At 63.8% G+C, this 22,276-nt stretch carries 20 protein-coding genes; 18 read left to right on the top strand and 2 right to left on the bottom strand.

Going from position 1 to position 22,276, the window contains the following annotated elements; genetic code table 11:
- The first annotated feature begins 68 nt into the window (after positions 1-68).
- The 14 genes from HNQ71_RS04000 (at position 69) to HNQ71_RS03935 (ending at position 13,696) form a co-directional block, all read left to right on the top strand.
- A complete protein-coding gene (locus HNQ71_RS04000) occupies positions 69-1,163 on the top strand; it encodes an ABC transporter ATP-binding protein (RefSeq protein ID WP_184871274.1) in 1,095 nt (364 codons plus the stop codon).
- A 69-nt stretch (positions 1,164-1,232) separates the two neighbouring features.
- Positions 1,233-2,363 (top strand): ABC transporter substrate-binding protein, encoded by a 1,131-nt coding sequence (locus HNQ71_RS03995; RefSeq protein WP_184871273.1) that lies wholly within the window; start codon positions 1,233-1,235, stop codon positions 2,361-2,363.
- A 25-nt stretch (positions 2,364-2,388) separates the two neighbouring features.
- Entirely contained in the window at positions 2,389-3,222 is an 834-nt protein-coding gene (locus tag HNQ71_RS03990) for an ABC transporter permease (protein ID WP_095089919.1), read from the top strand.
- Positions 3,222-4,028: an ABC transporter permease gene (locus HNQ71_RS03985; RefSeq protein WP_184871272.1), complete on the top strand. Its 807-nt coding sequence runs from the start codon at positions 3,222-3,224 to the stop codon at positions 4,026-4,028. The genes HNQ71_RS03990 and HNQ71_RS03985 overlap by 1 nt, the downstream gene beginning before the upstream one ends.
- Before the next feature lie 82 nt (positions 4,029-4,110).
- Complete coding sequence (locus HNQ71_RS03980; protein ID WP_184871271.1) at positions 4,111-4,518, top strand: DUF3168 domain-containing protein; 408 nt, start codon at positions 4,111-4,113, stop codon at positions 4,516-4,518.
- Between the two features lie 169 nt (positions 4,519-4,687).
- Positions 4,688-4,987: a hypothetical protein gene (locus HNQ71_RS03975; RefSeq protein ID WP_184871270.1), complete on the top strand. Its 300-nt coding sequence runs from the start codon at positions 4,688-4,690 to the stop codon at positions 4,985-4,987.
- A 90-nt stretch (positions 4,988-5,077) separates the two neighbouring features.
- The gene (locus tag HNQ71_RS03970) at positions 5,078-5,743 is read left to right on the top strand and encodes a response regulator transcription factor (protein ID WP_023812809.1); all 666 of its coding nucleotides are present in this window, start codon (positions 5,078-5,080) and stop codon (positions 5,741-5,743) included.
- Entirely contained in the window at positions 5,727-7,160 is a 1,434-nt protein-coding gene (locus HNQ71_RS03965; RefSeq protein ID WP_184871269.1) for an ATP-binding protein, read from the top strand. The genes HNQ71_RS03970 and HNQ71_RS03965 overlap by 17 nt, the downstream gene beginning before the upstream one ends.
- Before the next feature lie 176 nt (positions 7,161-7,336).
- Entirely contained in the window at positions 7,337-7,774 is a 438-nt protein-coding gene (locus tag HNQ71_RS03960; RefSeq protein ID WP_184871268.1) for a hypothetical protein, read from the top strand.
- A 121-nt stretch (positions 7,775-7,895) separates the two neighbouring features.
- Positions 7,896-9,035, top strand: coding sequence for a c-type cytochrome biogenesis protein CcmI (gene ccmI / locus HNQ71_RS03955; RefSeq protein WP_184871267.1), 1,140 nt, complete (start codon positions 7,896-7,898; stop codon positions 9,033-9,035).
- Positions 9,036-9,043: 8 nt separating this feature from the next.
- The gene (gene ccmE, locus HNQ71_RS03950) at positions 9,044-9,487 is read left to right on the top strand and encodes a cytochrome c maturation protein CcmE (RefSeq protein WP_095089931.1); all 444 of its coding nucleotides are present in this window, start codon (positions 9,044-9,046) and stop codon (positions 9,485-9,487) included.
- Between the two features lie 71 nt (positions 9,488-9,558).
- Positions 9,559-11,550: a heme lyase CcmF/NrfE family subunit gene (locus HNQ71_RS03945; RefSeq protein WP_184871266.1), complete on the top strand. Its 1,992-nt coding sequence runs from the start codon at positions 9,559-9,561 to the stop codon at positions 11,548-11,550.
- The gene (locus HNQ71_RS03940) at positions 11,547-12,014 is read left to right on the top strand and encodes a cytochrome c-type biogenesis protein (RefSeq protein ID WP_184871265.1); all 468 of its coding nucleotides are present in this window, start codon (positions 11,547-11,549) and stop codon (positions 12,012-12,014) included. Before HNQ71_RS03945 ends, HNQ71_RS03940 begins: the two co-directional genes overlap by 4 nt.
- Before the next feature lie 131 nt (positions 12,015-12,145).
- The gene (locus tag HNQ71_RS03935) at positions 12,146-13,696 is read left to right on the top strand and encodes a Do family serine endopeptidase (RefSeq protein WP_184871264.1); all 1,551 of its coding nucleotides are present in this window, start codon (positions 12,146-12,148) and stop codon (positions 13,694-13,696) included.
- 137 nt (positions 13,697-13,833) lie between these two features.
- Here the strand turns inward: HNQ71_RS03935 and HNQ71_RS03930 are convergent, their stop codons facing one another.
- Complete coding sequence (locus HNQ71_RS03930; RefSeq protein WP_184871263.1) at positions 13,834-14,019, bottom strand: hypothetical protein; 186 nt, start codon at positions 14,017-14,019, stop codon at positions 13,834-13,836.
- A 34-nt stretch (positions 14,020-14,053) separates the two neighbouring features.
- Here HNQ71_RS03930 and HNQ71_RS03925 point away from each other — a divergent pair, with 34 nt between their 5' ends.
- From HNQ71_RS03925 to HNQ71_RS03910, 4 genes are read left to right on the top strand one after another with little or no spacing between them, the layout of a single operon-like run.
- On the top strand, positions 14,054-14,728 hold the full coding sequence (locus HNQ71_RS03925) for a response regulator transcription factor (protein ID WP_184871262.1): 675 nt from the start codon (positions 14,054-14,056) through the stop codon (positions 14,726-14,728).
- Positions 14,729-14,735: 7 nt separating this feature from the next.
- Positions 14,736-16,211, top strand: a complete 1,476-nt coding sequence (locus tag HNQ71_RS03920) for a sensor histidine kinase (protein WP_184871261.1) — start codon at positions 14,736-14,738, stop codon at positions 16,209-16,211.
- Complete coding sequence (locus tag HNQ71_RS03915; RefSeq protein WP_184871260.1) at positions 16,211-19,261, top strand: bifunctional [glutamine synthetase] adenylyltransferase/[glutamine synthetase]-adenylyl-L-tyrosine phosphorylase; 3,051 nt, start codon at positions 16,211-16,213, stop codon at positions 19,259-19,261. The genes HNQ71_RS03920 and HNQ71_RS03915 overlap by 1 nt, the downstream gene beginning before the upstream one ends.
- Before the next feature lie 58 nt (positions 19,262-19,319).
- The gene (locus HNQ71_RS03910) at positions 19,320-19,799 is read left to right on the top strand and encodes an EF-hand domain-containing protein (RefSeq protein WP_184871259.1); all 480 of its coding nucleotides are present in this window, start codon (positions 19,320-19,322) and stop codon (positions 19,797-19,799) included.
- Positions 19,800-19,847: 48 nt separating this feature from the next.
- Here the strand turns inward: HNQ71_RS03910 and HNQ71_RS03905 are convergent, their stop codons facing one another.
- Positions 19,848-22,169 carry a PAS domain-containing sensor histidine kinase gene (locus HNQ71_RS03905; RefSeq protein WP_184871258.1) on the bottom strand — a complete coding sequence of 774 codons (2,322 nt, stop codon included), beginning with the start codon at positions 22,167-22,169 and terminating at the stop codon, positions 19,848-19,850.
- Positions 22,170-22,276: the final 107 nt, after the last annotated feature.

Here is a 22,276-nt window from a genome sequence, read left to right as displayed (position 1 = left end):
AACTATTCGGTTGCGGTGAGGCCGCACGCTGCCCTACGATTTCTACCGGAATTGAGGAAACAGGCAGGATGCAGCAACCCGGCCGGGCCGCAGAGATCAAGGCAATCGGAATCGGCAAGAGCTTCGGCTCGTTCCGTGCGCTGGACAATCTGACGCTCGATATTGGCCGTGGCGAGTTCCTGACCCTGCTCGGGCCGTCTGGTTCGGGCAAGACCACCTTCCTGATGATCCTTGCCGGCTTCGTGCAGCCGACCGAGGGCCGGCTGTTCAGCGATGGCATCGACATCACCGAACGACCGGCCGAACAGCGTGCAGCCGGCATGGTGTTCCAGGGCTACGCGCTGTTTCCGCATATGAGCGTCGAAGCCAACATCGCCTTCCCACTCAAGGTGCGCAAGAAATCGGCGGCCGACATCAAGCGCCGTGTCGGCGAGATGATCGAGCGCGTGGGCCTCAAGGGCCATGAGAAGAAACTGCCGGCGCAACTTTCGGGCGGTCAGCAGCAGCGCGTCGCGCTCGCCCGCGCGCTGGTGTTCGAGCCGGGCGTGCTGTTGCTCGACGAACCGTTCTCCGCCCTCGACAAGGGCCTGCGCGGCCAGATGCAGGCCGAGATGAAGCGGCTGCACCAGGAGACCGGCACCACTTTTGTCTTCGTCACCCACGACCAGAGCGAGGCACTGGCGCTGTCGTCGCGCGTCGCCATCTTCAACCATGGCAAACTGCTGCAGGTCGGAGCGCCCGACGAGGTTTACGACAGGCCGGACAACCGCTTCGTCGCCGAGTTCCTCGGCGAGATCAACATGCTGCCGCTGAAGGGGGTGCGCCCGGCCGACAATGGCTCAACCGGCCTCTGCGAAGACCGCGCGGTGTCCATGCGCTGCAAGGCTGAGACGGTGCGCGGCGATGCAATCCTGGCGATCCGGCCTGAATACATGTCGATATCGGGCGAGGCCACAGCCGGCGAGAACGGCATCGCCGCGACGGCGACCAACTCCACCTATCTTGGCGCGGCAACGCGGCTTGACCTGACGACGCGGCAAGGCGCGAAGGTCACCGTCTCGGTGCCGAACGAGATAGCTGCCGCTGCGCTGGGCAAGGGCAACTCCGTCTGGCTCACCTGGCCGGCGGACAAGGGTTTCCTCCTTCCGCATGGAGGACAATGACGAACGGTGTGGCGAGATATCGGCACCATCGCTTTTCCGGCACTATCAACAACAAAAAGGGGAACTGACATGACAAGCAATTCAAAAACTGGCGACGCCAAGAAACAGGCCATCGAGAGCCTGTCCGCAAGGGCAGGGCGCGGCGAGATTTCGCGCCGGCAATTCGCGCAGCTGGCGGCAATCGTGCTGGCCGGCACGCCGATGCTGATGCGCTCGACCGGAGCCTTTGCCGCGGCGAAGGAACTGGTGCTGGTCAACTGGGGCGGCGACGCCATCACGGCCTATGATGCCGCCTATGGCCAGGCCTTCACCAAGGACACCGGTATCACTGTCAAGATGGACGGCTCCGGCCCGACCGAAGGCGCGATCGCCGCGCAGTTCAAGAGCGGCGCCCCGACCTGGGATCTCGTCGACGTCGATCCCTTCTCGGCCATCACGCTCGGCGCGCAAGGCATGCTCGAGCCGATCGACTACAACATCGTCGACAAGAAGAAGATGCGGCCCGGCTTCGGCTGGGACTATGCCGCCTCGACCTATTTCTTCTCCTATGTCATCGCCTATGATTCCGAGAAATACGGCAAGGACGCCCCGACCGGCATGGCCGATTTCTTCGACGTGAAGAAATTCCCCGGCAAGCGCTCGCTCTACAAATGGGGCGTGTCGAGCTGGGAGGCGGCCCTTCTGGCCGACGGCATCGCGCCCGCCTCGCTCTATCCGCTCGACCTGAAGCGCGCGCATGACAAGATCGCCGCCTTCAAGGAGAATGTCGTCGCTTATTGGGGCGGCGGTGCCGAGAGCCAGAGCGTGCTGCTCAATGGCGAGGCCTCGATGGCGATCGTCTGGTCGACCCGCGCTTCGCTGATCGAGCAGGATTCCGGCGGCAAGATCAAGTTCATCTGGGACCAGGGGCTGATCTCGCCCGGCGCGCTCGCCGTGCTCAAGGGCAATCCCGGCGGCAAGGATGCGGCCATGAAGTTCATCGCCAGCGCCCAGGACCCGCAAAAGCAGCTGGTCATGTTCGACAAGCTCGGCCAGGGTCCAGCAAACCCGGCCGCCGACGCGCTGATCCCCGCCGACAAGAAGCGCATCAACCCGGTCGACCCCGAGAACATGAAGAAGCAGATCGCGCTCGATATGGACTGGTACGCCAAGAACTACGGACCAGCACTCGACGAATACACCAAGATCATCTCCGCCTGACAGAGGCAGGGGTTATCGGGTCGACATGAGAGCATATCTCTCCGACAGGATGGGCGCGGCGCTGTTGATGGCGCCGCTGCTCCTGTTTCTAGTGCTGGCCTATGCCTGGCCGTTCCTCGGTGTCGTCAAATGGAGCTTTACGCTGCCGACGCCGGGGCTCGGCCAGTATGAGGCGCTGCTCACCGACGATCTGGTGCAGTCGGTGTTCATCCGCACGCTGCGCATAGCGGCGGTCGTCACCGTGGTTTCGGTGGCGGCTGCCTATGCCATCACGGTCGTCTGGGTGCGCGGAACCCCGGCTCAGCGCCTGGTTGCCGAGTTCTGCATTCTCGTTCCCTTCTGGATCTCGGTGCTGACCCGGGCCTTCGGCTGGGTGGCGCTTTTGTCCAATCGCGGCCTGATCAACACCTGGCTGCAGGCGATCGGCTTCATCTCCGAACCGTTGGCTCTGGTGCGCAACGAATTCGGCGTCATTGTCGGCATGACGCATTTCCTCATTCCTTTCGCCGTTTTCCCGCTGGCGTCTGCCATGCGCAGCCTTGACGATCGTGTGCTGCTGGCGGCGCGCGGGCTCGGCTCCAGCCGCATGCGCACCTTCTGGTCGGTCTTCGTGCCCATGACCCGCTCCGGCATCATCGGTGCAGCCCTCATCGTCTTCGTGTTTTCGCTGGGCTTCTTCGTGACGCCGGCGATCCTCGGCGGCGGTCGCAGCGTCATGGTCGCCGAGCTGATCTATCTCAGGATATTCCAGAGCCCTGACTGGGGGCTGGGCGCGGCGATCAGCGTCGTGCTGGTGCTGTTCGTCGGCGCGCTGATGGCGCTCTTGTTCCGTTATGTCAGACCGAAGCAATTGATCTGATGCCGACTTACCGCCCTGGTCCCGTCTCCCTGATCATCGCAGCCTTCGTGGCGCTGTTCCTGCTGATGCCGCTGCTCGCGGTCATCCCGGTATCGCTGACGCCGAGCCGCATGCTGGCCATGCCGTCCGGTGAACTGTCGCTGCGCCACTACAGGGCGCTGATCGAGGATCCGCGCTGGATCGATTCGATCCTGCTCAGCATCCGCATCGGCATCGTCAGCAGCGCTTTTTCCACCGTGCTGGCATTGTGCTTCAGCCTCGGCGTGTGGATGTTCCAGCCGCGTTTCACCGCTGCACTCGTCGGCTTCGTACTACTGCCCATGGTCGTGCCGCCGGTGGTCTCGGCCATCACGCTCTACTTCCTGCTCACTTCGATCTCGGGCTTCAGCTCGCTCTTCGGCTACGACACCTGGCTTGGCGTTGCCATGGCGCATTCGGTGATGACGGTGCCCTTCGCCACCGTGCTGATGCTGGTCTCACTGAGCCAACTCGACCGGCGCATCGATCTCGCCGCGCGCGGCCTTGGCGCGTCGGTATGGGAGCGCGCCACCCGCATCATCATGCCTAACATCATGTTCGGCATCATCACCGCGGCACTTTTGTCCTTCGTGCTGTCCTGGGAAGAGATCGGCGTCACGCTGTTTATCACCTCGGTCAACGCCATCACGCTGCCCAGGCTGATGTGGATGGGCCTGCGCGACAACATCGATCCGGCGATCGCTGCGCTTTCGGTGATTCTGATCATCATCACGGTGCTGGTGCTTGCGCTGCGCAGTTTCGTGGTTAGGTTGCGCGGCGTTCGCTGATTGGCAAGCCGGGCAGAATCCGGATACCCTTGAAGGGCAATCACGGCACATGATCCGCAAGCCGCTTCGATGAGGGAAAACGATGACCGCGTCCGGCGATTTGCAGCAGGCATTGTTCCAGAGATTGAGGAGCGATGCATCGCTGTCGGCGCTGCTGGGCGGCGCCGGGCTGCTTGAACACGCGGCCGACAATGCCGCCTTTCCCCACGTAACCTGCGGCCAGACCAGCGCTTTCGACTGGGATACCGGGGTCCAGAACGATGCCGATCAGCTGGTCACGCTGCATGTCTGGTCGAAGACCCATGGCGAGGCCGAAACGCGTGCCATCATGGACAGCATCAAGGCGCGCCTCGCCGACGCGGTGCTGATCATCGGCCCGCGTGGACAGACACGTCTCGTGCTGGAGTTTGCCGAGGCGCGCTATGACGAGGACCTGCTGGTGCATCATGGCTTGCTGCGTTTTCGCGCCATAACGCAGGATAATGATTGATGCGCTTCCAATATGGTCCAAACGGGGTCTAGACTAACACTTCCGGGGTTTCGCCGGGTGGGCGGCGAAATCCGATCGGTTGTCTCGCGTTTCAGGGGGTAGCGGGCATGGTCTTGGTGGCGTTCACCGTTCATTTCACGTTCAGCACCGATGCGTTACAACGCCAGCCATGAAAACGCTTCGCTCCCACTTCCGAACCGCGACACTGGCGCTCTGTGCTGCCGGGCTGTTTGCGTCGCAGGCGATGGCGACACCGGTCGTCGCGCCTGACCAGGGCGGCCCGATCGTTTTGGCGGCTTCCGATTGCTACGCCATCGGCCAGCAGGTGGCCGAGCAGAATGGCGGAACGCTGGCCAAGGCCTCGCAATCGACACGCGGCGGCCAGCCGGTCTGCGTCATCGTCGTGCTCGTCCCGGGCAAGGACGGGCAGCGTCCGCGCCGTTCCGAAATCGTCGTGCCGCAGAACTGACCAGTCTTTCATCTTACAGGCCTTCGTTTCCCAGGCCGCCGGAATCGGCCTATATCTGGCCCCAGCCCATCAACAGGTATCGATTTTCGCATGCGCGTACTCGTCGTCGAGGATGACAAGGATCTCAACCGGCAGATATCGGACGCGCTGGTCGATGCCGGCTATGTCGTCGACCGCGCCTTCGATGGCGAGGAGGGGCATTTCCTCGGCGACACCGAGCCCTACGACGCGGTCGTGCTCGACATCGGCCTGCCGCAGATGGACGGCATCAGCGTGGTCGAGCGCTGGCGTCGTGGCGGCCGCAAGATGCCGGTGCTGATCCTGACGGCGCGCGACCGCTGGAGCGACAAGGTCTCCGGCATCGACGCCGGCGCCGACGACTATGTCACCAAGCCGTTCCACATCGAGGAGGTGCTGGCGAGGCTGAGGGCACTGATCCGGCGCGCCGCCGGCCATGCCTCGTCCGAACTGACCTGCGGACCGCTGCGCCTCGACACCAAGGCGTCGAAGGCCGATGTCGACGGCGTGCCGCTGAAACTCACCTCGCACGAATTTCGCCTGCTTGCCTATCTGATGCACCATATGGGCGAGGTGGTCTCGCGGACCGAACTGGTCGAACATCTCTACGATCAGGATTTCGACCGCGATTCCAACACCATCGAGGTCTTTGTCGGGCGGCTGCGCAAGAAGATGGGCATCGACATGATCGAAACCGTGCGCGGCATGGGCTACCGCATGCGTGAGCCGGAGGCGTAACTCGGAACCGCTCAAACAAACCGCAAGGACGCCGCTTTCGCTGCGTTTGTGGCCGCGTTCGCTGACGTTCCGTGTGATCGCCTTTTCCACGGTGTGGGCGATCGTGACCCTTGTCATCATCTTCACCCTGATCACCACGCTTTATCGCCAGGCCAGCGAGCGCGGCTTCGACAGCCTGCTTTCGGCGCATCTGTTCAACCTGATCGGCTCCATCGGCATTTCCGACAGCGGTGCTCTCACCGGCGCTCCCGACCTTGGCGACCTCCGGTTCTCGGAGCCGAATTCGGGTTGGTACTGGTCGGTGGAACCTGCTTCGGAAGGCGTGCACGGAGATCTTCACTCGTCGTCGATGACCAAGACGATCCCATCGCCCGATGTTGCCGATGTGCCTTTCAACTCCAGTTTCCAGCGCAGCTATCCGACCGAAGGCATCAACGGCGAGCAACTCGAAGTGTTCGAGAGCGAATTCGTTCTCGACTCCAAGAACCGCGCTGCACGCTTCCGCGTCATGGGCAACCAGAGCGAACTCGAACAGGAAATCTCGACCTTCCAGCGCCGCCTGCTGACCTATCTCAGCCTGTTCGGTGTCGGCATGATCGCCATCAACGCGATCGCCATCCTGCTCGGCCTGCAGCCGCTGCGTCGGGTCAGGAATGCCCTTGCCATGGTGCGCGAGGGCACTGCGCACAGGCTCGACGGCCAGTTTCCGGCCGAGATCGAACCGCTTGCCAACGAAACCAATGCGTTGATCGAAAACAACAGGCGCATCGTCGAGCGGTCGCGAACCCAGGTCGGCAATCTCGCCCATTCGCTGAAGACGCCGCTGGCGGTGCTGCTCAACGAGGGCCGTGCGCTTGGCGGCGCCAAGGGGCAGCTGATTGCCGAACAGGCCGCTTCCATGCAGAAGCAGGTCGATCACTATCTGCAGCGTGCCCGCGTCGCGGCGCAACGCGATAGCGTCGTCTACCGCACGCCGGTGGCACCACTGGTGCAGCGCATGGTGCGGGTTTTGCAGAAACTCAACCCGCAGACCAACCTGTCGCTGACCATGCCGGCGACCGAGATCGTCTTCGCCGGCGAGCGGGAGGACCTTGAGGAATTGCTGGGCAATCTGCTCGAAAACGCGATGAAATGGGCCAAGAGCGCGGTGTTGGTCTCGGTCTTGCCTTTGACCGGCAAGGACGAGGCGGCCAGCCTGTTTGAGATCAGCATCGAGGATGACGGCCCGGGGATTCCCGAGGACAAGGCGCGCGAGGCGATGAAGCGTGGACGGCGTCTGGATGAGACAAAGCCCGGAACAGGCCTTGGGCTGGCCATTGTCGCCGACCTCGTCAACGAGTATGGAGGCGTTCTGGCGCTCGAACGGTCCGGCATGGGCGGATTGAAGGCGATGGTGCGATTGCGGAGCCTTCAATGATGCCTTCCCGGATCAATCCGAGATCGACGGACAGTATTTACTATGGCGGTATGCCGATTGGTCCCAGCGGCCAAATTTCCGACAAATATCAATACTATGGCCATGCCGACTTCTTCGATGACGCGGCCCCCGGCTCATCCATGACAGGCTCCAACTCAAGAAAACCGGTTGTTGGCATGAAGATTCGCGTCGCCCTTGTTTCCGCTTTGCTGGCCGTTTCCGGCTGCACCACCCTGAGCGGCAAGGGCCCCACCATCGCGCCGACACCGGCCTCGACGCCTCCTTCCGGCGGCAAGGTCACCACGACGATCATTTCGGCGATGGACGGCGGCCTGGTCGGCGGCTCGATCGGCAACGGCCTGAGCGAGACCGAGAAGCGCAGCGCGCTCGAGGCGGAATACAAGGCGCTCGAATATACGACCAGTGGCCAGAAAGTGGCATGGAAGGGCGACCAGGCTTCGCACTATGGCGAGGTGGTTCCGGGCCAACCCTACCGCGTTGGTTCGCAGGACTGTCGCCAGTATACGCAGACGGTGTTTGCCGGCGGAGCCGGGGTGACGGCGCGCGGTACCGCTTGCCGCAACGCCGACGGCAGCTGGACGCCGCTGACCTGACCCGGGTCCGGCTGGTATCCGGCCGGTTGATGTCGATCAAGGACATGCGGCGCGTCTGCCGTCAAAGCGTCGCAGGATGCATCTGTTGGCAGGGCATGGCTCTGCCTTTATTGGAAGAACCATGCTGTTCTGGGTCATAGCCGCAATTCTCACGCTGGGTGCGAGCCTGGCGGTGCTGCTGCCGTTGGCCGCCGGTTCGAAGGGCACGTCGTCGACCGGCGATCACGATCTGGAAGTGTATCGCGATCAATTGTCCGAACTCGACCGCGACGCCGCGCGTGGCTTGATCCAGCCGGCGGAAGCGACTGAAGCGCGCGCCGAGATCGCGCGCCGCATCCTTCGCCTCGACAATGCGGCAGCTTCCGGCAAGGCATCCACCAGGCAGGCCTCGGTCGCGGCAAGGCTGGTGGCGACGGCGGCCGTTCTGGCGGTCCCGCTGGTCAGCTGGGGTCTCTACAGCCAGCTCGGCTCTCCCGACCTGCCATCGCAGCCACTCAGTGAGCGGTTGGCCAAGAATCCGGCCGACAGTTCGGTGGACGAGTTGGTGGCGCGCGCCGAAGCCCATCTTGCCGCCAATCCTTCCGATGGCAGGGGATGGGACGTGCTCGCCCCCGTCTATCTGCGCATGCAGCGCTTTTCCGATGCGGCGGCGGCCTATCGCAATGCTATTCGCCTCGACGGCGACAGCGCGGTCCGCAGGGCCGGTCTTGGCGAGGCGATCGCCAATGCGGCAGGCGGCATTGTGTCGGCCGATGCCCAGGATGCCTTTGAGGCGGCCTTGAAGCTCGATCCGGCCACTGCGAAAGCCAGCTTCTACCTGGCCATGGCGCTGGCGCAGGAGGGCCGCGCCAAGGAAGCGGTCGCGGCCTGGCAGGCGATGCTGGGCAGGCTGCCGCCGGATTCGCCATGGCGCGGTGCGATCGAACAGGCGCTGGCCAAATCCGGCAGCCCCGAAGTCGCCTCCGGCGGCGCCACCAACGGCCCCGATGCCGGCGATGTCGACGCTGCATCCTCCATGTCTCCCGCCGACCGGGAAGCCATGATCAACACCATGGTTGCCGGTCTCGACGACAAACTGCGGCAAAATCCGCGTGACCCGGAAGGATGGATGCGGCTCGTTCGTTCGTATGTCGTGCTCGGCAAGGCCGACCAGGCGCGTGACGCGCTGGGTCGCGCAATTGCCGTCTTCGGAGCCGACAGTGACGAAGCCAAGAAATTCACCGCCTTTGCCGCCTCGCTTGGCCTGACGGCGACGGAGTAGACCTTGATATGACGCGTAAGCAGAAACGATTGTCGGTGATCGCGGGCGGGCTGGCCTTCCTGGGTGCCGCCACCGGGTTGACATTCTATGCGCTCGGCCAGAAGGCGTCCTATTTCTACATGCCGGCCGACCTCACCACCGCCAGCGTGCAGCCCGGCCAGCGCATCAGGCTGGGCGGGCTGGTCGAGAAAGGCACGATCCAGCGTGGGCAGGGGGCGACCGTCGCCTTCTCGGTCACCGACACCCACAAATCGGTCAAGGTCACCTACACCGGCATCCTGCCCGACCTTTTCCGCGAAGAGCAGGGCGTCATCACCGAGGGCAGTTTCGGCCCTGACGGCACCTTCGTTGCCGACAGCGTGCTGGCCAAGCATGATGAGCGCTATATGCCCAAGGAGGTGGCCGACGGCCTGAAGGCCAAGGGCGTCTGGCAGGAGAGCAAGAGTGAATAGGCAGGTTCCGCAAAAGTGTCCCACGGTTTTGCGGCAAGAACCTGCGGCCAAACAAAAGTCTGGGCGCAACCATGGTTGAAACCGGACATTTCGCGCTGGTCCTGGCGTTTGCGCTTTCCCTGGTGCAGACGATCGTGCCGCTGTTCGGCGCACGCCTGAACAACCAGCGCCTGATGGCGGTCGGCGGGCCGGTTGCGGTGACCGGCTTTGCCTTGACGGCGCTGTCCTTCGGGGCGCTCGCGAGCGCCTATGCGAGCTCCGACTTCTCGGTGGCGAGCGTATGGGAAAACTCGCATTCGCTCCAGCCTATGATCTACAAGATCACCGGAACCTGGGGCAATCACGAAGGCTCGATGCTGCTCTGGGTGCTGATCCTGACCTTCTTCGGCGCGCTTGTCGCCGCTTTCGGATCAAACCTGCCGGCAACGCTGCGCGCCAATGTGCTTGCCGTGCAAGGCGCCATCGGTGCCGCCTTCTTCCTGTTCATCCTGGCGACGTCCAATCCGTTCATCCGGCTCAATCCGGCGCCGATCGAAGGCCGCGATCTCAACCCAATCCTGCAGGACCTCGGCCTCGCCATCCACCCGCCGTTTCTCTATCTCGGCTATGTCGGCTTCTCGATCTGCTTTTCCTTCTCGGTCGCCGCCCTCATGGAAGGGCGCATCGACGCGTCCTGGGCGCGCTGGGTGCGGCCGTGGACGTTGGTCGCCTGGATGTTCCTGACCGGCGGCATCGCCATGGGATCGTACTGGGCCTATTACGAGCTTGGCTGGGGTGGTTTCTGGTTCTGGGACCCGGTCGAGAACGCCTCCTTCATGCCGTGGCTGGCGGGCACCGCGCTGCTGCATTCGGCAATCGTCATGGAAAAGCGCTCGGCGCTGAAGATCTGGACGCTGCTGCTCGCCATCCTGACCTTTTCGCTGTCGCTGCTCGGCACCTTCCTGGTGCGCTCGGGTGTGCTGACCTCCGTCCACGCCTTCGCCACCGATCCGACGCGCGGCGTCTTCATCCTGTGCATCCTGACGCTGTTCATCGGCGGTTCGCTGGTGCTGTTCGCCTTGCGCGCCTCCCGGTTGACGGCTGGCGGTCTGTTTCACCCGATTTCGCGCGAAGGCGCGCTCGTCCTCAACAATCTGTTCCTGACCACGGCGACTGCGACCGTGCTCGTCGGCACGCTCTATCCGCTCGCCGTCGAAGCCTTTTCCGCCGACAAGATCTCGGTCGGCGCGCCGTTCTTCAACCTGACCTTCGGCCCGCTGATGGTGCCGCTGCTGGTACTGGTTCCGTTCGGGCCGCTGCTGGCCTGGAAGCGCGGCGACGTCTTCGCTGTCGCCCAGCGCCTGATGGTGGCCTTTGCCGCAGCCCTTCTGGCGACGCTGGTCACCGCTCTGTTCATCGACGGCGCCTCGGTGTTCGCCGCGCTTGGCGTCGGCCTCGCCGTCTGGCTGATCCTTGGCGCGCTCACCGATCTCGCGGTCAAGTCAGGCTTCGGCAATGTAGCAACCGGGATCATGGTCAGGCGCCTGCTCGGCTTGCCGCGCTCGGTCTTCGGCACTGCCTTTGCGCATCTTGGCCTTGGCCTGACCACGCTCGGCATCGTCGGCACGCTTTGCTTCGGCACTGAAAAGATCCTGTCGATGCATGCCGGCGAAACCGTCGAGCTGTCCGGCCACACGCTGCGCTTCGTCGGGCTTTATCCTGCCCAGGGTCCGAACTACAGCGAGGATCGCGGCCGCTTCGAACTGATCGGCGTCAGCGGCAGCGCAATTGGCGAAATCAGCTCCGCCAAGCGCTTCTATTCGGTGCGGCAGATGACGACGACGGAGTCCGGCATCAGGACGATGGGCCTCTCCCAGCTCTACATCTCGCTCGGCGACGAGGGCAAGGATGGCTCCGTCGTGGTGCGCCTGTGGTGGAAGCCGCTGGTGACGCTGATCTGGGGCGGCGGCCTGGTGATGATGGCGGGCGCTGCCATGTCGCTGATGGACAGGCGCCTGCGTGTCGGAGCACCGTCGCGCCGGCGCAAGCAGGCCAGCGCCATTCCGTCCACGGGCCTGCCATGAGCGCCCGGCTTTCGCTGGCTTCGATCGTTCTGCTGCTGGCGCTTCTCTTTGCCGGCGCGGCACAGGCCGTGAAGCCGGACGAGATGCTGGCCGATCCGGCGCTCGAGGCGAGGGCGCGGGCGCTGTCCGAAGGCCTGCGCTGCATGGTCTGCCAGAACCAGTCGATCGACGAATCCGACGCCGATCTCGCCCGTGACCTGCGCATCCTTGTGCGCCAACGCCTCGTTGCCGGCGATACCGATCAGCAAGTGATGGACTATGTCGTGTCGCGTTACGGCGAGTTCGTGCTGCTGAGGCCGCGCTTCGACCTGCGCAATGCGTTGCTGTGGGGTACGCCGGTCATTCTGCTGCTCGTTGGCGGCATGTTCATTGTGATGACGGCGCGGTCGCGTCGCACGCTGGCAACAAAATCCCTGTCCGCGGAAGAGCAGGCATCGCTGGACGCCATTTTGCGCCGCGACTGACGGCTGCGGTGACCCCGCAACATTACCAAAGTTTCATGTGTCGGAAATGGCGCTGTAATGTGCGCCTCTCTAATTCTCTTTCCCGAGGATGCCGATCAAGGGCGTCCATTTGAAAGAGGATACGAGACCCCATGAATATTGCCCCCAATTCATATTCCGTCACCCGCAAGCGTCTGATGGCCGCCGTCGCATCCATCGCCGTTGCCGGCGCGATCGGTATCGGTGCGCTGACGACTGGAACAGGGCCCGTTCTGGCCGATGCCGTGCGTGTCGAGGCGCCGCAGGTGCCGGGCTTCGCCGACGTCGTCGAGCGCGTTTCTCCCGCTGTGGTCAGCGTCAAGGTCAAGGCCAAGATCAGCCCAGCGGCCGATGATGGCTCCGATCAGTCCGACGATCCGGACGGCATGAACAACCTGCCCGACAATCCGCAGCTGCGCCGCTTCTTCAAGGAGTTCCGTGGCTTTGGCGACCAGAATGGCCAGGGTGGTATCCGTCGCTTCGGCCACCGCGATCACAACAACGACCAGCCGCGCCCAGTGGCGCAGGGCTCCGGCTTCTTCATCTCCGATGACGGCTATCTCGTCACCAACAACCATGTTGTCGAGGAAGGCTCGGCATTCACCGTGGTGATGAACGACGGCAAGGAACTCGACGCCAAGCTGATCGGCACCGATCCTCGCACCGATCTCGCCGTGCTCAAGGTCGACGGCGTCGGCAAGTTCACCTATGTCGACTTCGCGGACGACTCCAAGGTCCGCGTCGGCGACTGGGTGGTGGCCGTAGGCAATCCGTTCGGCCTCGGCGGCACGGTTACCGCCGGCATCGTCTCGGCCCGTGGCCGCGACATCGGCGCTGGCCCCTATGACGACTTCCTCCAGATCGACGCTTCGGTCAATCGCGGCAATTCGGGCGGCCCGACCTTCAACCTCAACGGCCAGGTCGTCGGCATCAACACCGCGATCTTCTCGCCGTCAGGTGGCAGCGTTGGCATCGCCTTCGACATTCCCGCGTCGACCGCCAAGCAGGTCGTTCAGGACCTGATGAAGAGCGGTTCCGTGCAGCGTGGCTGGCTCGGTGTCGAAATCCAGCCGGTCACCTCCGACATCGCCGAATCGCTGGGCCTGAAGTCGCAGAATGGGGCACTGGTTTCCAGCGCTCAGGACGAGGGTCCCGGCAAGAAGGCCGGCATCATTGCTGGTGACGTGATCACCCAGGTCGACGGCAAGGACGTTGCTTCGCCGAAGGAACTGGCCCGTCTGATCGGCGCCTACTCGCCCGGCAAGTCGGTCGACGTCACCGTTTGGCGTGATGGCAAGAGCCAGACGGTCAAGGTCGATCTCGGCAAACTGCCCTCGAGCGACAAGCAGGCTTCTGCCGACCAGCAGCAGCCTGCCGCTCCGGCCAAGCCCGACTCGCTGGCCGATCTCGGCATGACCGTCACCAAGTCCGAAAACGGCAAGGGGCTGGTGGTGACCGATGTCGATCCCGACAGCGATGCCGCCGACCGCGGCATCCAGCCGGGCGACATCATCACATCGGTCAATTCGACCGAAGTGAACGCCACCGACGACGTCACCAAGGCGATGACCGAGGCAGTCAAGTCCGGCCGCAAGGCCGTGCTGATGCAGATCACCCGCGACGACAACAATCGTTTCGTCGCACTGCCCGTCGCCAAGGGCTGAGGCACGTCTCCGGAGCGTTCTTGTCTTCTCCCTGCGGATGAGGGCGCCCCGGCGGCAGGTTCGACTTTTCCAGTGCGGCGGTTTCAACACCCCCGAGCCGACGTACGGGAAAGCATGGAGGAGCGCGCGTTAGTCAGTCATCGCGCTCTCCCCGGCGGCAGCGGGCTTCCCATCGCCCGCTGCCGCACCCCAGGCATGTCGTCAAAAAAGCGTTCAGCGGTCTTGGCGCAACGACGTCGGACAAGGATTTTTATCGCGCGCGGCTTCGGATGATCTTGATCGCGATGCGCTTTGGCAAAGGCCACAATGCAGATGTCTGCCACTCAACCTTCCAGCGAAATCGCGTATAACAGTCCTATGAAGATTCTCGTCATAGAAGACGATCGCGAGGCTGCGGATTACTTGCAGAAAGCCTTCACCGAGGCCGGTCACACTGCCCATGTTGCCGGAGACGGCGAAACCGGCTTTGCGCTCGCCGACGCCGGCGACTACGACGTGATGGTCATCGACCGGATGATGCCGCGCCGCGACGGCCTGTCGGTCATTGCCGGCCTGAGGTCCAGGGGAAATACGACGCCCGTGCTGATCCTGTCGGCGCTCGGCGAGGTCGACGACCGGGTCACCGGCCTGCGCGCTGGCGGCGACGATTATCTGACCAAGCCCTATGCCTTCTCGGAGCTTCTGGCCCGCGTCGAGGTGCTGAACCGCCGCGCCAGCGCCAAGGAAGCGGAAACCGTCTACCGCGTCGGCGATCTGGAACTCGACAGGCTGTCGCATTCGGTCCGCCGCGCGGCGCGGGAGATCACGCTGCAGCCGCGCGAATTTCGCCTGCTGGAGTATCTGATGCGCCATGCCGGCCAGGTGGTGACGCGCACCATGCTGCTCGAAAATGTCTGGGACTACCATTTCGATCCGCAGACCAATGTCATCGACGTCCATGTTTCGCGGCTGCGCGGCAAGATCGAGAAAGGTTTCGACAAGGCCATACTGCATACGGTTCGCGGCGCCGGTTACATGCTGAAGAGCGGCTAGCTGCAGCATGGCCCTTTCCGTGCCAGCCATCATGAAGACGACGGCAGCGCGGCTTTCGGCGCTCTACCTCCTGCTCTTCGCCCTCTGCGCCGTACTGCTCGTCTTCTACATGACCTCGCTGTCGGCGCGCATGCTGACCGCGCAGACGCAAGAGACCATCAACGACGAAGTGCTTGGCCTTGCCCGCGCCTATCAGCGTGGCGGCCTGCCGATCCTGGTGCGCGTTGTCGAGCAGCGCTCGCGCCAGCCCGGCGCCAACCTCTATCTGATCGCCGACGCCAACGGCCAGATCCTGACCGGCAACGTGCAGAGCCTGGAGCCGGGCGTGCTCGAAACCGAAGGCTGGACCAACAGCCCGTTCTCCTATCAGCGCTTTGGCGAGGGCGAGCTCGAGCGGCAGCGCAACCTGCCGGCGGACCAGAGCACCACTCAATCCGACCCGAACGAAGCGCAGGCGCAGGGCGAGAAGGGCCACAACGCCATTGCCTTGGTGCTTCGGCTGCCCAACCAGATGATCATGCTGGTCGGCCGCGACCTCGGCGAGCCGGAGCGGTTCCGCGCCGTCATTCGCCGCGCCCTGATGCTGGCGCTTGGCATGATGGGGCTGGGCGGACTGCTGATCTGGTTCTTTGTTGGCCGCGCCGCGCTGAAGCGCATCGACAGCGTGTCGGAAGCCAGCCGCCGCATCATGGGCGGCGATCTTTCCGGCCGGTTGCCCGTGACCGGCGCCGGTGACGAGTTCGACCGGCTCTCCGAAAACCTCAATTCCATGCTGGCCAGGATCGCCACGCTCAACGAAGGCCTGAAACAGGTTTCCGACAACATCGCGCATGATTTGAAAACGCCGCTGACTCGGCTGCGCAACCGGGCCGAGGCGACTCTTGCGGGCAAGCACAAGACGACCGATTACCGCCAGGCGCTGGAAGGCACGATTGCCGAGTCCGACCAGCTCATAAAAACCTTCAACGCCATCCTGATGATCTCCCGGCTGGAGGCTGGCTACTCCTCCGAGAACACCAACCGCGTCGACCTTGCGGAAGCCGTGCGCGACGTCGTCGAGCTCTACGAGCCGGTGGCGGAGGAGGCAGGTGTCTCGCTGGAGACAGACGTGCGGGAGACGGTCTTCGTCAACGGCAACCGCGAATTGATCGGCCAGGCACTGTCGAACATCGTCGACAACGCCATCAAATATTCGACCGACTCCAACGCCCAACCGGCCGTGCGCGTGGCGGTTGAGCGGATCGGCACTGAAGTTCGGCTGTCGGTCGTCGACAATGGCCATGGCATTCCCGACGATGGCGACCGTTCCCGCGCGACCGAGCGTTTCGTGCGGCTGGAGAAAAGCCGTTCGCAGCCGGGTTCCGGTCTTGGCCTGAGCCTCGCCAAGGCGGTCATGACATTCCACAATGGCCGGCTTGATCTCTTGCCTGGCGATCCCGGATTATCCGTGGTCATGAGTTTCCCCTCGCGGGAGGATCACTGATGAGCACGGCTGCCGAGCAGGTGGAGACAGACTGGCTGCTGAAGCTGGTCGCCAGTCTTGCTCCGCTCGACGAAAACCGGGCGGGGCAAGGGCTGGCCGAGATCGCTTCCGCAGCGCGGGAAGAGGGGCTGGCGCGGTTGGCCAAATTCCTCGCCGATAAGGGGCCAGGCCAGGATTTTCTGGCAGCCGTCTTCGATCTGTCGCCGTTCCTGCGCGATACGGCGCGTCGCCGGCCGGAGATCCTGGACGGACTGTTCGAGCAGACTGTCGAGGCGCGGCTGAAAGCGATCGGCGCCGCCATCGGCCAAGCGCATTTGGCCGAGGCGGTCTCGGAATCCGGCCTGATGATGGAACTGCGCCAGTGGAAGGCCGAGGCGCATTTCCTGATCGCGTTGGCCGATCTTGCCGGCGAAGCCGAAACGGCGCTGACCGTGCGGCGGTTGAGCGACCTTGCCGACGCCTGCACCCGCGCCGCCGTCGACTTCCTGCTGCGCGACGCCCATGGCCAGGGCAAGCTCAAACTGCCGGATCTCGACGATCCATCGAAGCAATCGGGCTGGATCCTGCTCGGCATGGGCAAGCTCGGCGCGCACGAGCTGAATTTTTCCTCCGACATCGATCTCGTCGTCTTCTTCGATCCGGAAGCGCCCGCCGTCGTCGATCCGCTCGACGCTACCGAGCTGTTTTCGCGCCTGACGCGTCGCCTGGTGCGCATCCTGCAGGACCGCACCGAGCATGGTTATGTATTCCGCACCGATCTGAGGTTGCGCCCCGATCCCGGTTCGACACCGCTGGCGATCCCTGTCGAAGCCGCGCTGCGCTATTATGAGGCGCGCGGCCAGAACTGGGAGCGCGCCGCGATGATCAAGGCGCGTCCGGTCGCCGGCGACCTCGCCGCCGGCGCTGCCTTCCTCAAGGAGTTGCAGCCCTATATCTGGCGAAAATACATGGACTACGCGGCGATTGCCGATGTCCATTCGATCAAGCGCCAGATCCACGCCCACAAGGGCCATGGCGAGATCGCCGTGAAGGGCCACAACGTCAAGCTCGGTCGTGGCGGCATTCGCGAGATCGAGTTCTTCGTCCAGACCCAGCAACTCATCGCCGGCGGACGTTTCCCGGAACTGCGCGGGCGAGAGACCGTGCCGATGCTCGGCCAGCTTGCGACGCGCAGCTGGATCACATCGGACGCCGGCGATGCGCTGGCCCGACAGTACTGGTTCCTGCGGCGTGTCGAACATGCCGTGCAGATGGTTGCCGACGAGCAGACGCACACGCTGCCGGAAGACGACGAAGGGCTGGAGCGCATCGCCCACATGCTCGGCTTTGACGATGCCGCCGCCTTTTCCCAGGCCTTCCGCGCCTCGCTGCAAAAGGTCGAACGCCACTACGCAGCGCTGTTCGAAACCGCGCCGGAGCTTTCGACAGGCATCGGCAATCTGGTCTTCACCGGCGATGTCGATGATCCCGACACGCTGCGGACCTTGCACGGTCTCGGCTTTCAGCGGCCGAGCGACATCTGCCGGGTCATCCGCGGCTGGCATTTCGGCCGCTATCGCGTCACTCAGTCGGCGGAAGCGCGTGAGCGGTTGACGGAACTGACGCCGGCGCTGCTGCGGTCCTTCGGCCAGACGCGCCGGGCCGACGAAGCCTTGATACGCTTCGACGAGTTTCTCGCTGGCCTGCCTGCCGGCATCCAGCTGTTTTCGTTGCTGCAGTCCAATCCGGCCCTGTTGAAGCTCATGGCGACGATCATGGGTGCCGCACCCCGGCTGGCGGCGATCATCACGCGCCGGCCGCATGTCTTCGATGGCTTGCTCGACCCGGCCTTGCTGACCGAATTGCCGGACCGTGCCTATCTGTCGGCGCGGCTTTCCGCCTTTGTCGAGGGCGACCGGCTTTATGAGGACGTGCTCGACCGGCTGCGTATTTTTGCCTCCGAGCAAAAGTTCCTGATCGGTGTCCGGCTGCTGGCCGGCTCGATCGATCCGGCTCGAGCCGGCCGCGCCTTTTCCGATCTGGCGGATCTCACCATCGAGGCGGCGTTGCAGGCGGTGACCGCTGAATTCGCGGCACGCCATGGCACGATTGCCGGCGGCGTGGTTTCGCTGCTCGGCATGGGCAAGCTCGGCAGCCGCGAGTTGACCGCCGGATCGGACGTCGACCTAATCCTGCTCTACGACCACGCGCCGGACGCCGAGGAATCCGATGGCGACAAGCCGCTGGCGCCTTCGCATTACTACACCCGCATGACGCAGCGGCTGATCGCGGCCGTGTCCGCGCCAACCGCGGAAGGCGTGCTCTACGAACTCGACCTGCGCCTGCGGCCATCCGGCAACAAGGGTCCAGTCGCCACCCACATCGATGCCTTCAAGAAGTACCAGCGCCAGGAGGCCTGGACCTGGGAGCACATGGCGCTGTCGCGGGCGCGTGCCATTGCCGGCGATGCCGGCCTGTGCAGCGAGGTTGAGGCGGAAGTGGCGGCAGTGCTCGGCCAGCCGCGCGATGCGAAAAAGGTGATGGCCGGGGCCTCGGAAATGCGCGCCATGATCGAAAAGGAAAAGCCGCCGCGCGACATATGGGACATCAAACTGATCCCCGGCGGCCTGATCGATCTCGAATTCATCGCCCAGGTAGCCGTACTCACCGGGCAGGTCGAAGCCGCGCCGCGTGCCCCGGCCGTGCCAATTGCACGTGCCCCGACCGTTGCACGTGCCCCGGCCGTTGCACGTGCCCCGGCCGTTACACGTGCCTCGTCCGTTATACGTGCCACCGGCACGGCCGAAATCCTGTCGCGCCTGGCGCCGGGCTTTGCCGATGCCGGGGTCAGGCAGGAACTTGGCGATGCCTATGCGCTCTATCTGGCGCTGACCCAGATGACGCGGCTGTGCCTCACCGGACCTTTCGAGCGCGACGATGTTCCGCCGGGGCTTTCGGATCTGCTTCTGGCGGTGACTGACCTGCCGGATTTCGGTGTGCTGGAAGCGCACCTCAAGGAGACGTCGCAAAAGGTCAGGAAGGACTTTGACCTTTTGCTTCGTACGGGATGATCGCGACGAGCGGTTATCTCTGACCGCATCGGGGGTGACGATGCAACAGGAGAAGACCATGAGAACGACAACCAAGCTTGCCCTTGCCTTCGTCGCCCTGGCCGGCGCCGTCGGAACCACTGCCTATGCCGAAAACAATGCCAGCGAAAAGCTGCGCGAGGGCACGATGATGCGCCTCAGCAAGGCGATGAGCGATTCCAACGGCACCATCAGCTTCGACCAGTTTTCCGACGCCATGAACGCGCGGCTGAAGAAACTCGTCGCCGACAATGGCGGCAAACTGACCGTCGCCCAGCTCGCCGATGCACTGGAGAAGGCGCGTTTTGAGCAGATGGCCAAACGCATCATCGCCCGCTACGACACCAGGGGCGATGGCACGCTGACATCAGACGACATCACCAGTCGCCAGAAGAAGGTCTTTGCCATGCTCGACAGGAACAATGACGGCAAGATCGAGAAGAGCGAACTGCCGAAGGGCGGCCGCTTTGGTCGTCATCATGAATGGGATGGCGACGACAACGAAGGCGGCATGCAGTGAGGCTGTCCGATCCAGGCTCCGGCGACGTCAGTCGGAGCCTGTGGTTGCTCAGGCCGCGACCTTGATCGCAGGCGCGCTCTTCTTCACCGGAATACGCACCGAGACGATCGTGCCGACGCCTTCGGTCGAACGGATCTTCAGCGCGCCACCCTGGAGCTCGGCCAGCGAGCGTGAGATGGCGAGGCCAAGGCCGGATCCGGCATGGCTCTTGGAGAACTGGTTCTGCACCTGTTCGAAGGGTCGGCCGAGCTTGCCGAGCGCGTCTTTAGGGATGCCGCAGCCATTGTCCTCGATGGTCAGCACCAGTGCGCCGGAGGTGTTGCGGGCCCTGACCGATATGTGGCCGCCCTGACCGGTGAATTTCACCGCGTTGGACAAGAGGTTGATGACGATCTGCTTGATCGCGCGGCGATCTGCGAACAGCGTCAGCGCGTCGGCGATGCGTGTTTCCACGGTGATCGCCTTTTGCGCCGCCTGCAGCGAGACGACGCGAACCGTCTCGCTGATCAGCGGACCGAGGTCGATCTGTTCCTGGTCCAGCGAGAATTGGCCAGCCTCGATCTTGGACATGTCGAGAATGTCGTTGATGACACCCAGCAGATATTTGCCGCTGCTGTTGATGTCGGTGGCATATTCCTCGTAGCGCTCCGACCCCAGCGGACCGAACAGGCCCTGTTCCATCAGTTCGGAGAAGCCGATGATGGCGTTCAGCGGCGTGCGCAATTCGTGTGACATGTTGGCCAGGAATTCGGATTTCGCCCGGTTCGCCGCTTCGGCGCGTTCGGTTTCCTTCATGTATTTGCGGTTGAGGTCGACCAGTTCGCGCGATCGCTCCTCTTCGGCCCGGCGCGCGAGGCTCAGATCATGGATCGTCGCCATCAGTCGGCGCTCGCTGTCCACCAGCTTCTCCTGGTGCAGCTTGATCTGGGTGATGTCGGAGCCGACCGAGACGATGCCGCCGTCACGGGTCTTCAGTTCGTTGACCTGCAGCCAGCGGCCGTCGGCCAGCTGCCGCTCGAAAGTGGCGCCGCCCTGCAGTCCGCTGGTGTTGGCAAGCCGCCGTTCGGAAGCAAAGGCCAGCATCCGTTCTTCCAGCACCGCGCGCGCGGTGCCCGGCATCACGTCGCGGTCCGAAAGCCCGTTGTCCTGCTGGTATTTGGAATTGCACATGATCAGTCGCTGGGCCGAATCCCACAACACGAAGGATTCGTTGATGTTTTCGATCGCCGTTCGGAGGCGAAGGTCGGCCGCCTCGGAACGCAGCGCCAGATGGCGCTGTTCGGTGACATCGACGGCGATGCCGATGAGCTGGATCTCCGGCGCTTCAGGATCGATGACCTGTGCCCGGGCGCGCATCCAGACCCATTGGCCGTCGGCATGCCGCATGCGGAACACCTGGTCGATATGGTCGATTTCGCGTGCGACGATTCTGTTGGCGAGCTCGAACAGGTCGCCGTCCTCGGGATGGATGATCTCGTCGACCTCTCCGAAGGACAGCATCGTGTCGCAAGGCTTGTAGCCGAGCATGTCGTACATCGAGCGCGACCAGTACATCTTGCCGCGCACCATGTCCCAGTCCCACAGGCCGCAGCGGCCGCGAACCAGCGCCATGTCGATGCGCTGATGCGCTTCGAGATAGATGCGATCGGCGGCCTGCGCGCGTGCCGCCTGGCCGAAATAGGCGTAGAGGATGACGATCAGCACGCCGGCCGTCAGCACGAACAGGGTGACGTTCAACGAAACAGTCTTGCGCCAGGTGTCGAAAACCGCGTCCTGTGGGACCAGGGCCGCCGCGGCACCCTTTCGCCCGTTCGCCAGGCTGACCGCCGCATACCAGTCCCGTCCGCCGATGTTGACCTCCATCACGCCGGCGCGGTCGCCGAACATAAACAATGGCTGGCCGCCCTGGACGAGGCCGTCGAGCGAATGGCTTTGCCATGGCATCGAGCGCGGTGTCACCGCGACGATCTTGAAAGCGCTGTCGGTGATGACGAGCACATGACTGCGCCCCATCGCGCCCTGACGGCTGGTGGTCTCCAGCAGGTCCTGGATGGCGCCCGGCATCGTGTCCGAAGTGGTGGCGAGCGAACTCGCCAGCTGACCCGCCGCCAGCGTGAGGATCGCCTTGGCGTTGCGTTCGACATCGTCGCGCTCGTTCATCAGCGACAGGACCCGCAATGCTGCGATGACGATCAGGAAGGTGATGATGAGGGCCGGTATCGATCGGCGCAGCAGCGGCTCGGCGGCCAGAAGCCGCCGGTAGGCCGGTTCGGCGATGAGCCGCGTGTTCCCGGCAAGGCCGTCGCTTCGCGTCTCGCGATGCGCAAAAACCTTCCCCCCGGGCGCGCCCCACGCGTCCGCCTTCGCCATAAATGGCACTCCCCGAAGTTGCCTATGCTGCTTTGATCCGGCAAACGCCGCACATCCGAATCGTCAGTAAAGAATCAAAGGTGATTCGCCTTGTCCAGTGGTCCGGC

This window comes from Mesorhizobium sangaii (assembly GCF_014207355.1).
In the GTDB taxonomy this organism is placed as follows: domain Bacteria; phylum Pseudomonadota; class Alphaproteobacteria; order Rhizobiales; family Rhizobiaceae; genus Mesorhizobium; species Mesorhizobium sangaii.
The sequence above is the reverse complement of the archived record's forward strand: the minus strand, read 5'-3'. Positions and strand labels throughout refer to the sequence as shown.

What these genes read in the sequence shown, in the direction of transcription:
- HNQ71_RS04000 (WP_184871274.1), top strand. Translation starts at nt 69, where the DNA reads ATGCAGCAACCCGGCCGGGCCGCAGAGATCAAGGCAATCGGAATCGGC.
- HNQ71_RS03995 (WP_184871273.1), top strand. Translation starts at nt 1,233, where the DNA reads ATGACAAGCAATTCAAAAACTGGCGACGCCAAGAAACAGGCCATCGAG.
- HNQ71_RS03990 (WP_095089919.1), top strand. Translation starts at nt 2,389, where the DNA reads ATGAGAGCATATCTCTCCGACAGGATGGGCGCGGCGCTGTTGATGGCG.
- HNQ71_RS03985 (WP_184871272.1), top strand. Translation starts at nt 3,222, where the DNA reads ATGCCGACTTACCGCCCTGGTCCCGTCTCCCTGATCATCGCAGCCTTC.
- HNQ71_RS03980 (WP_184871271.1), top strand. Translation starts at nt 4,111, where the DNA reads ATGACCGCGTCCGGCGATTTGCAGCAGGCATTGTTCCAGAGATTGAGG.
- HNQ71_RS03975 (WP_184871270.1), top strand. Translation starts at nt 4,688, where the DNA reads ATGAAAACGCTTCGCTCCCACTTCCGAACCGCGACACTGGCGCTCTGT.
- HNQ71_RS03970 (WP_023812809.1), top strand. Translation starts at nt 5,078, where the DNA reads ATGCGCGTACTCGTCGTCGAGGATGACAAGGATCTCAACCGGCAGATA.
- HNQ71_RS03960 (WP_184871268.1), top strand. Translation starts at nt 7,337, where the DNA reads ATGAAGATTCGCGTCGCCCTTGTTTCCGCTTTGCTGGCCGTTTCCGGC.
- ccmI (WP_184871267.1), top strand. Translation starts at nt 7,896, where the DNA reads ATGCTGTTCTGGGTCATAGCCGCAATTCTCACGCTGGGTGCGAGCCTG.
- ccmE (WP_095089931.1), top strand. Translation starts at nt 9,044, where the DNA reads ATGACGCGTAAGCAGAAACGATTGTCGGTGATCGCGGGCGGGCTGGCC.
- HNQ71_RS03945 (WP_184871266.1), top strand. Translation starts at nt 9,559, where the DNA reads ATGGTTGAAACCGGACATTTCGCGCTGGTCCTGGCGTTTGCGCTTTCC.
- HNQ71_RS03940 (WP_184871265.1), top strand. Translation starts at nt 11,547, where the DNA reads ATGAGCGCCCGGCTTTCGCTGGCTTCGATCGTTCTGCTGCTGGCGCTT.
- HNQ71_RS03935 (WP_184871264.1), top strand. Translation starts at nt 12,146, where the DNA reads ATGAATATTGCCCCCAATTCATATTCCGTCACCCGCAAGCGTCTGATG.
- HNQ71_RS03925 (WP_184871262.1), top strand. Translation starts at nt 14,054, where the DNA reads ATGAAGATTCTCGTCATAGAAGACGATCGCGAGGCTGCGGATTACTTG.
- HNQ71_RS03920 (WP_184871261.1), top strand. Translation starts at nt 14,736, where the DNA reads ATGGCCCTTTCCGTGCCAGCCATCATGAAGACGACGGCAGCGCGGCTT.
- HNQ71_RS03915 (WP_184871260.1), top strand. Translation starts at nt 16,211, where the DNA reads ATGAGCACGGCTGCCGAGCAGGTGGAGACAGACTGGCTGCTGAAGCTG.
- HNQ71_RS03910 (WP_184871259.1), top strand. Translation starts at nt 19,320, where the DNA reads ATGAGAACGACAACCAAGCTTGCCCTTGCCTTCGTCGCCCTGGCCGGC.
- HNQ71_RS03905 (WP_184871258.1), bottom strand. Translation starts at nt 22,169, where the DNA reads ATGGCGAAGGCGGACGCGTGGGGCGCGCCCGGGGGGAAGGTTTTTGCG.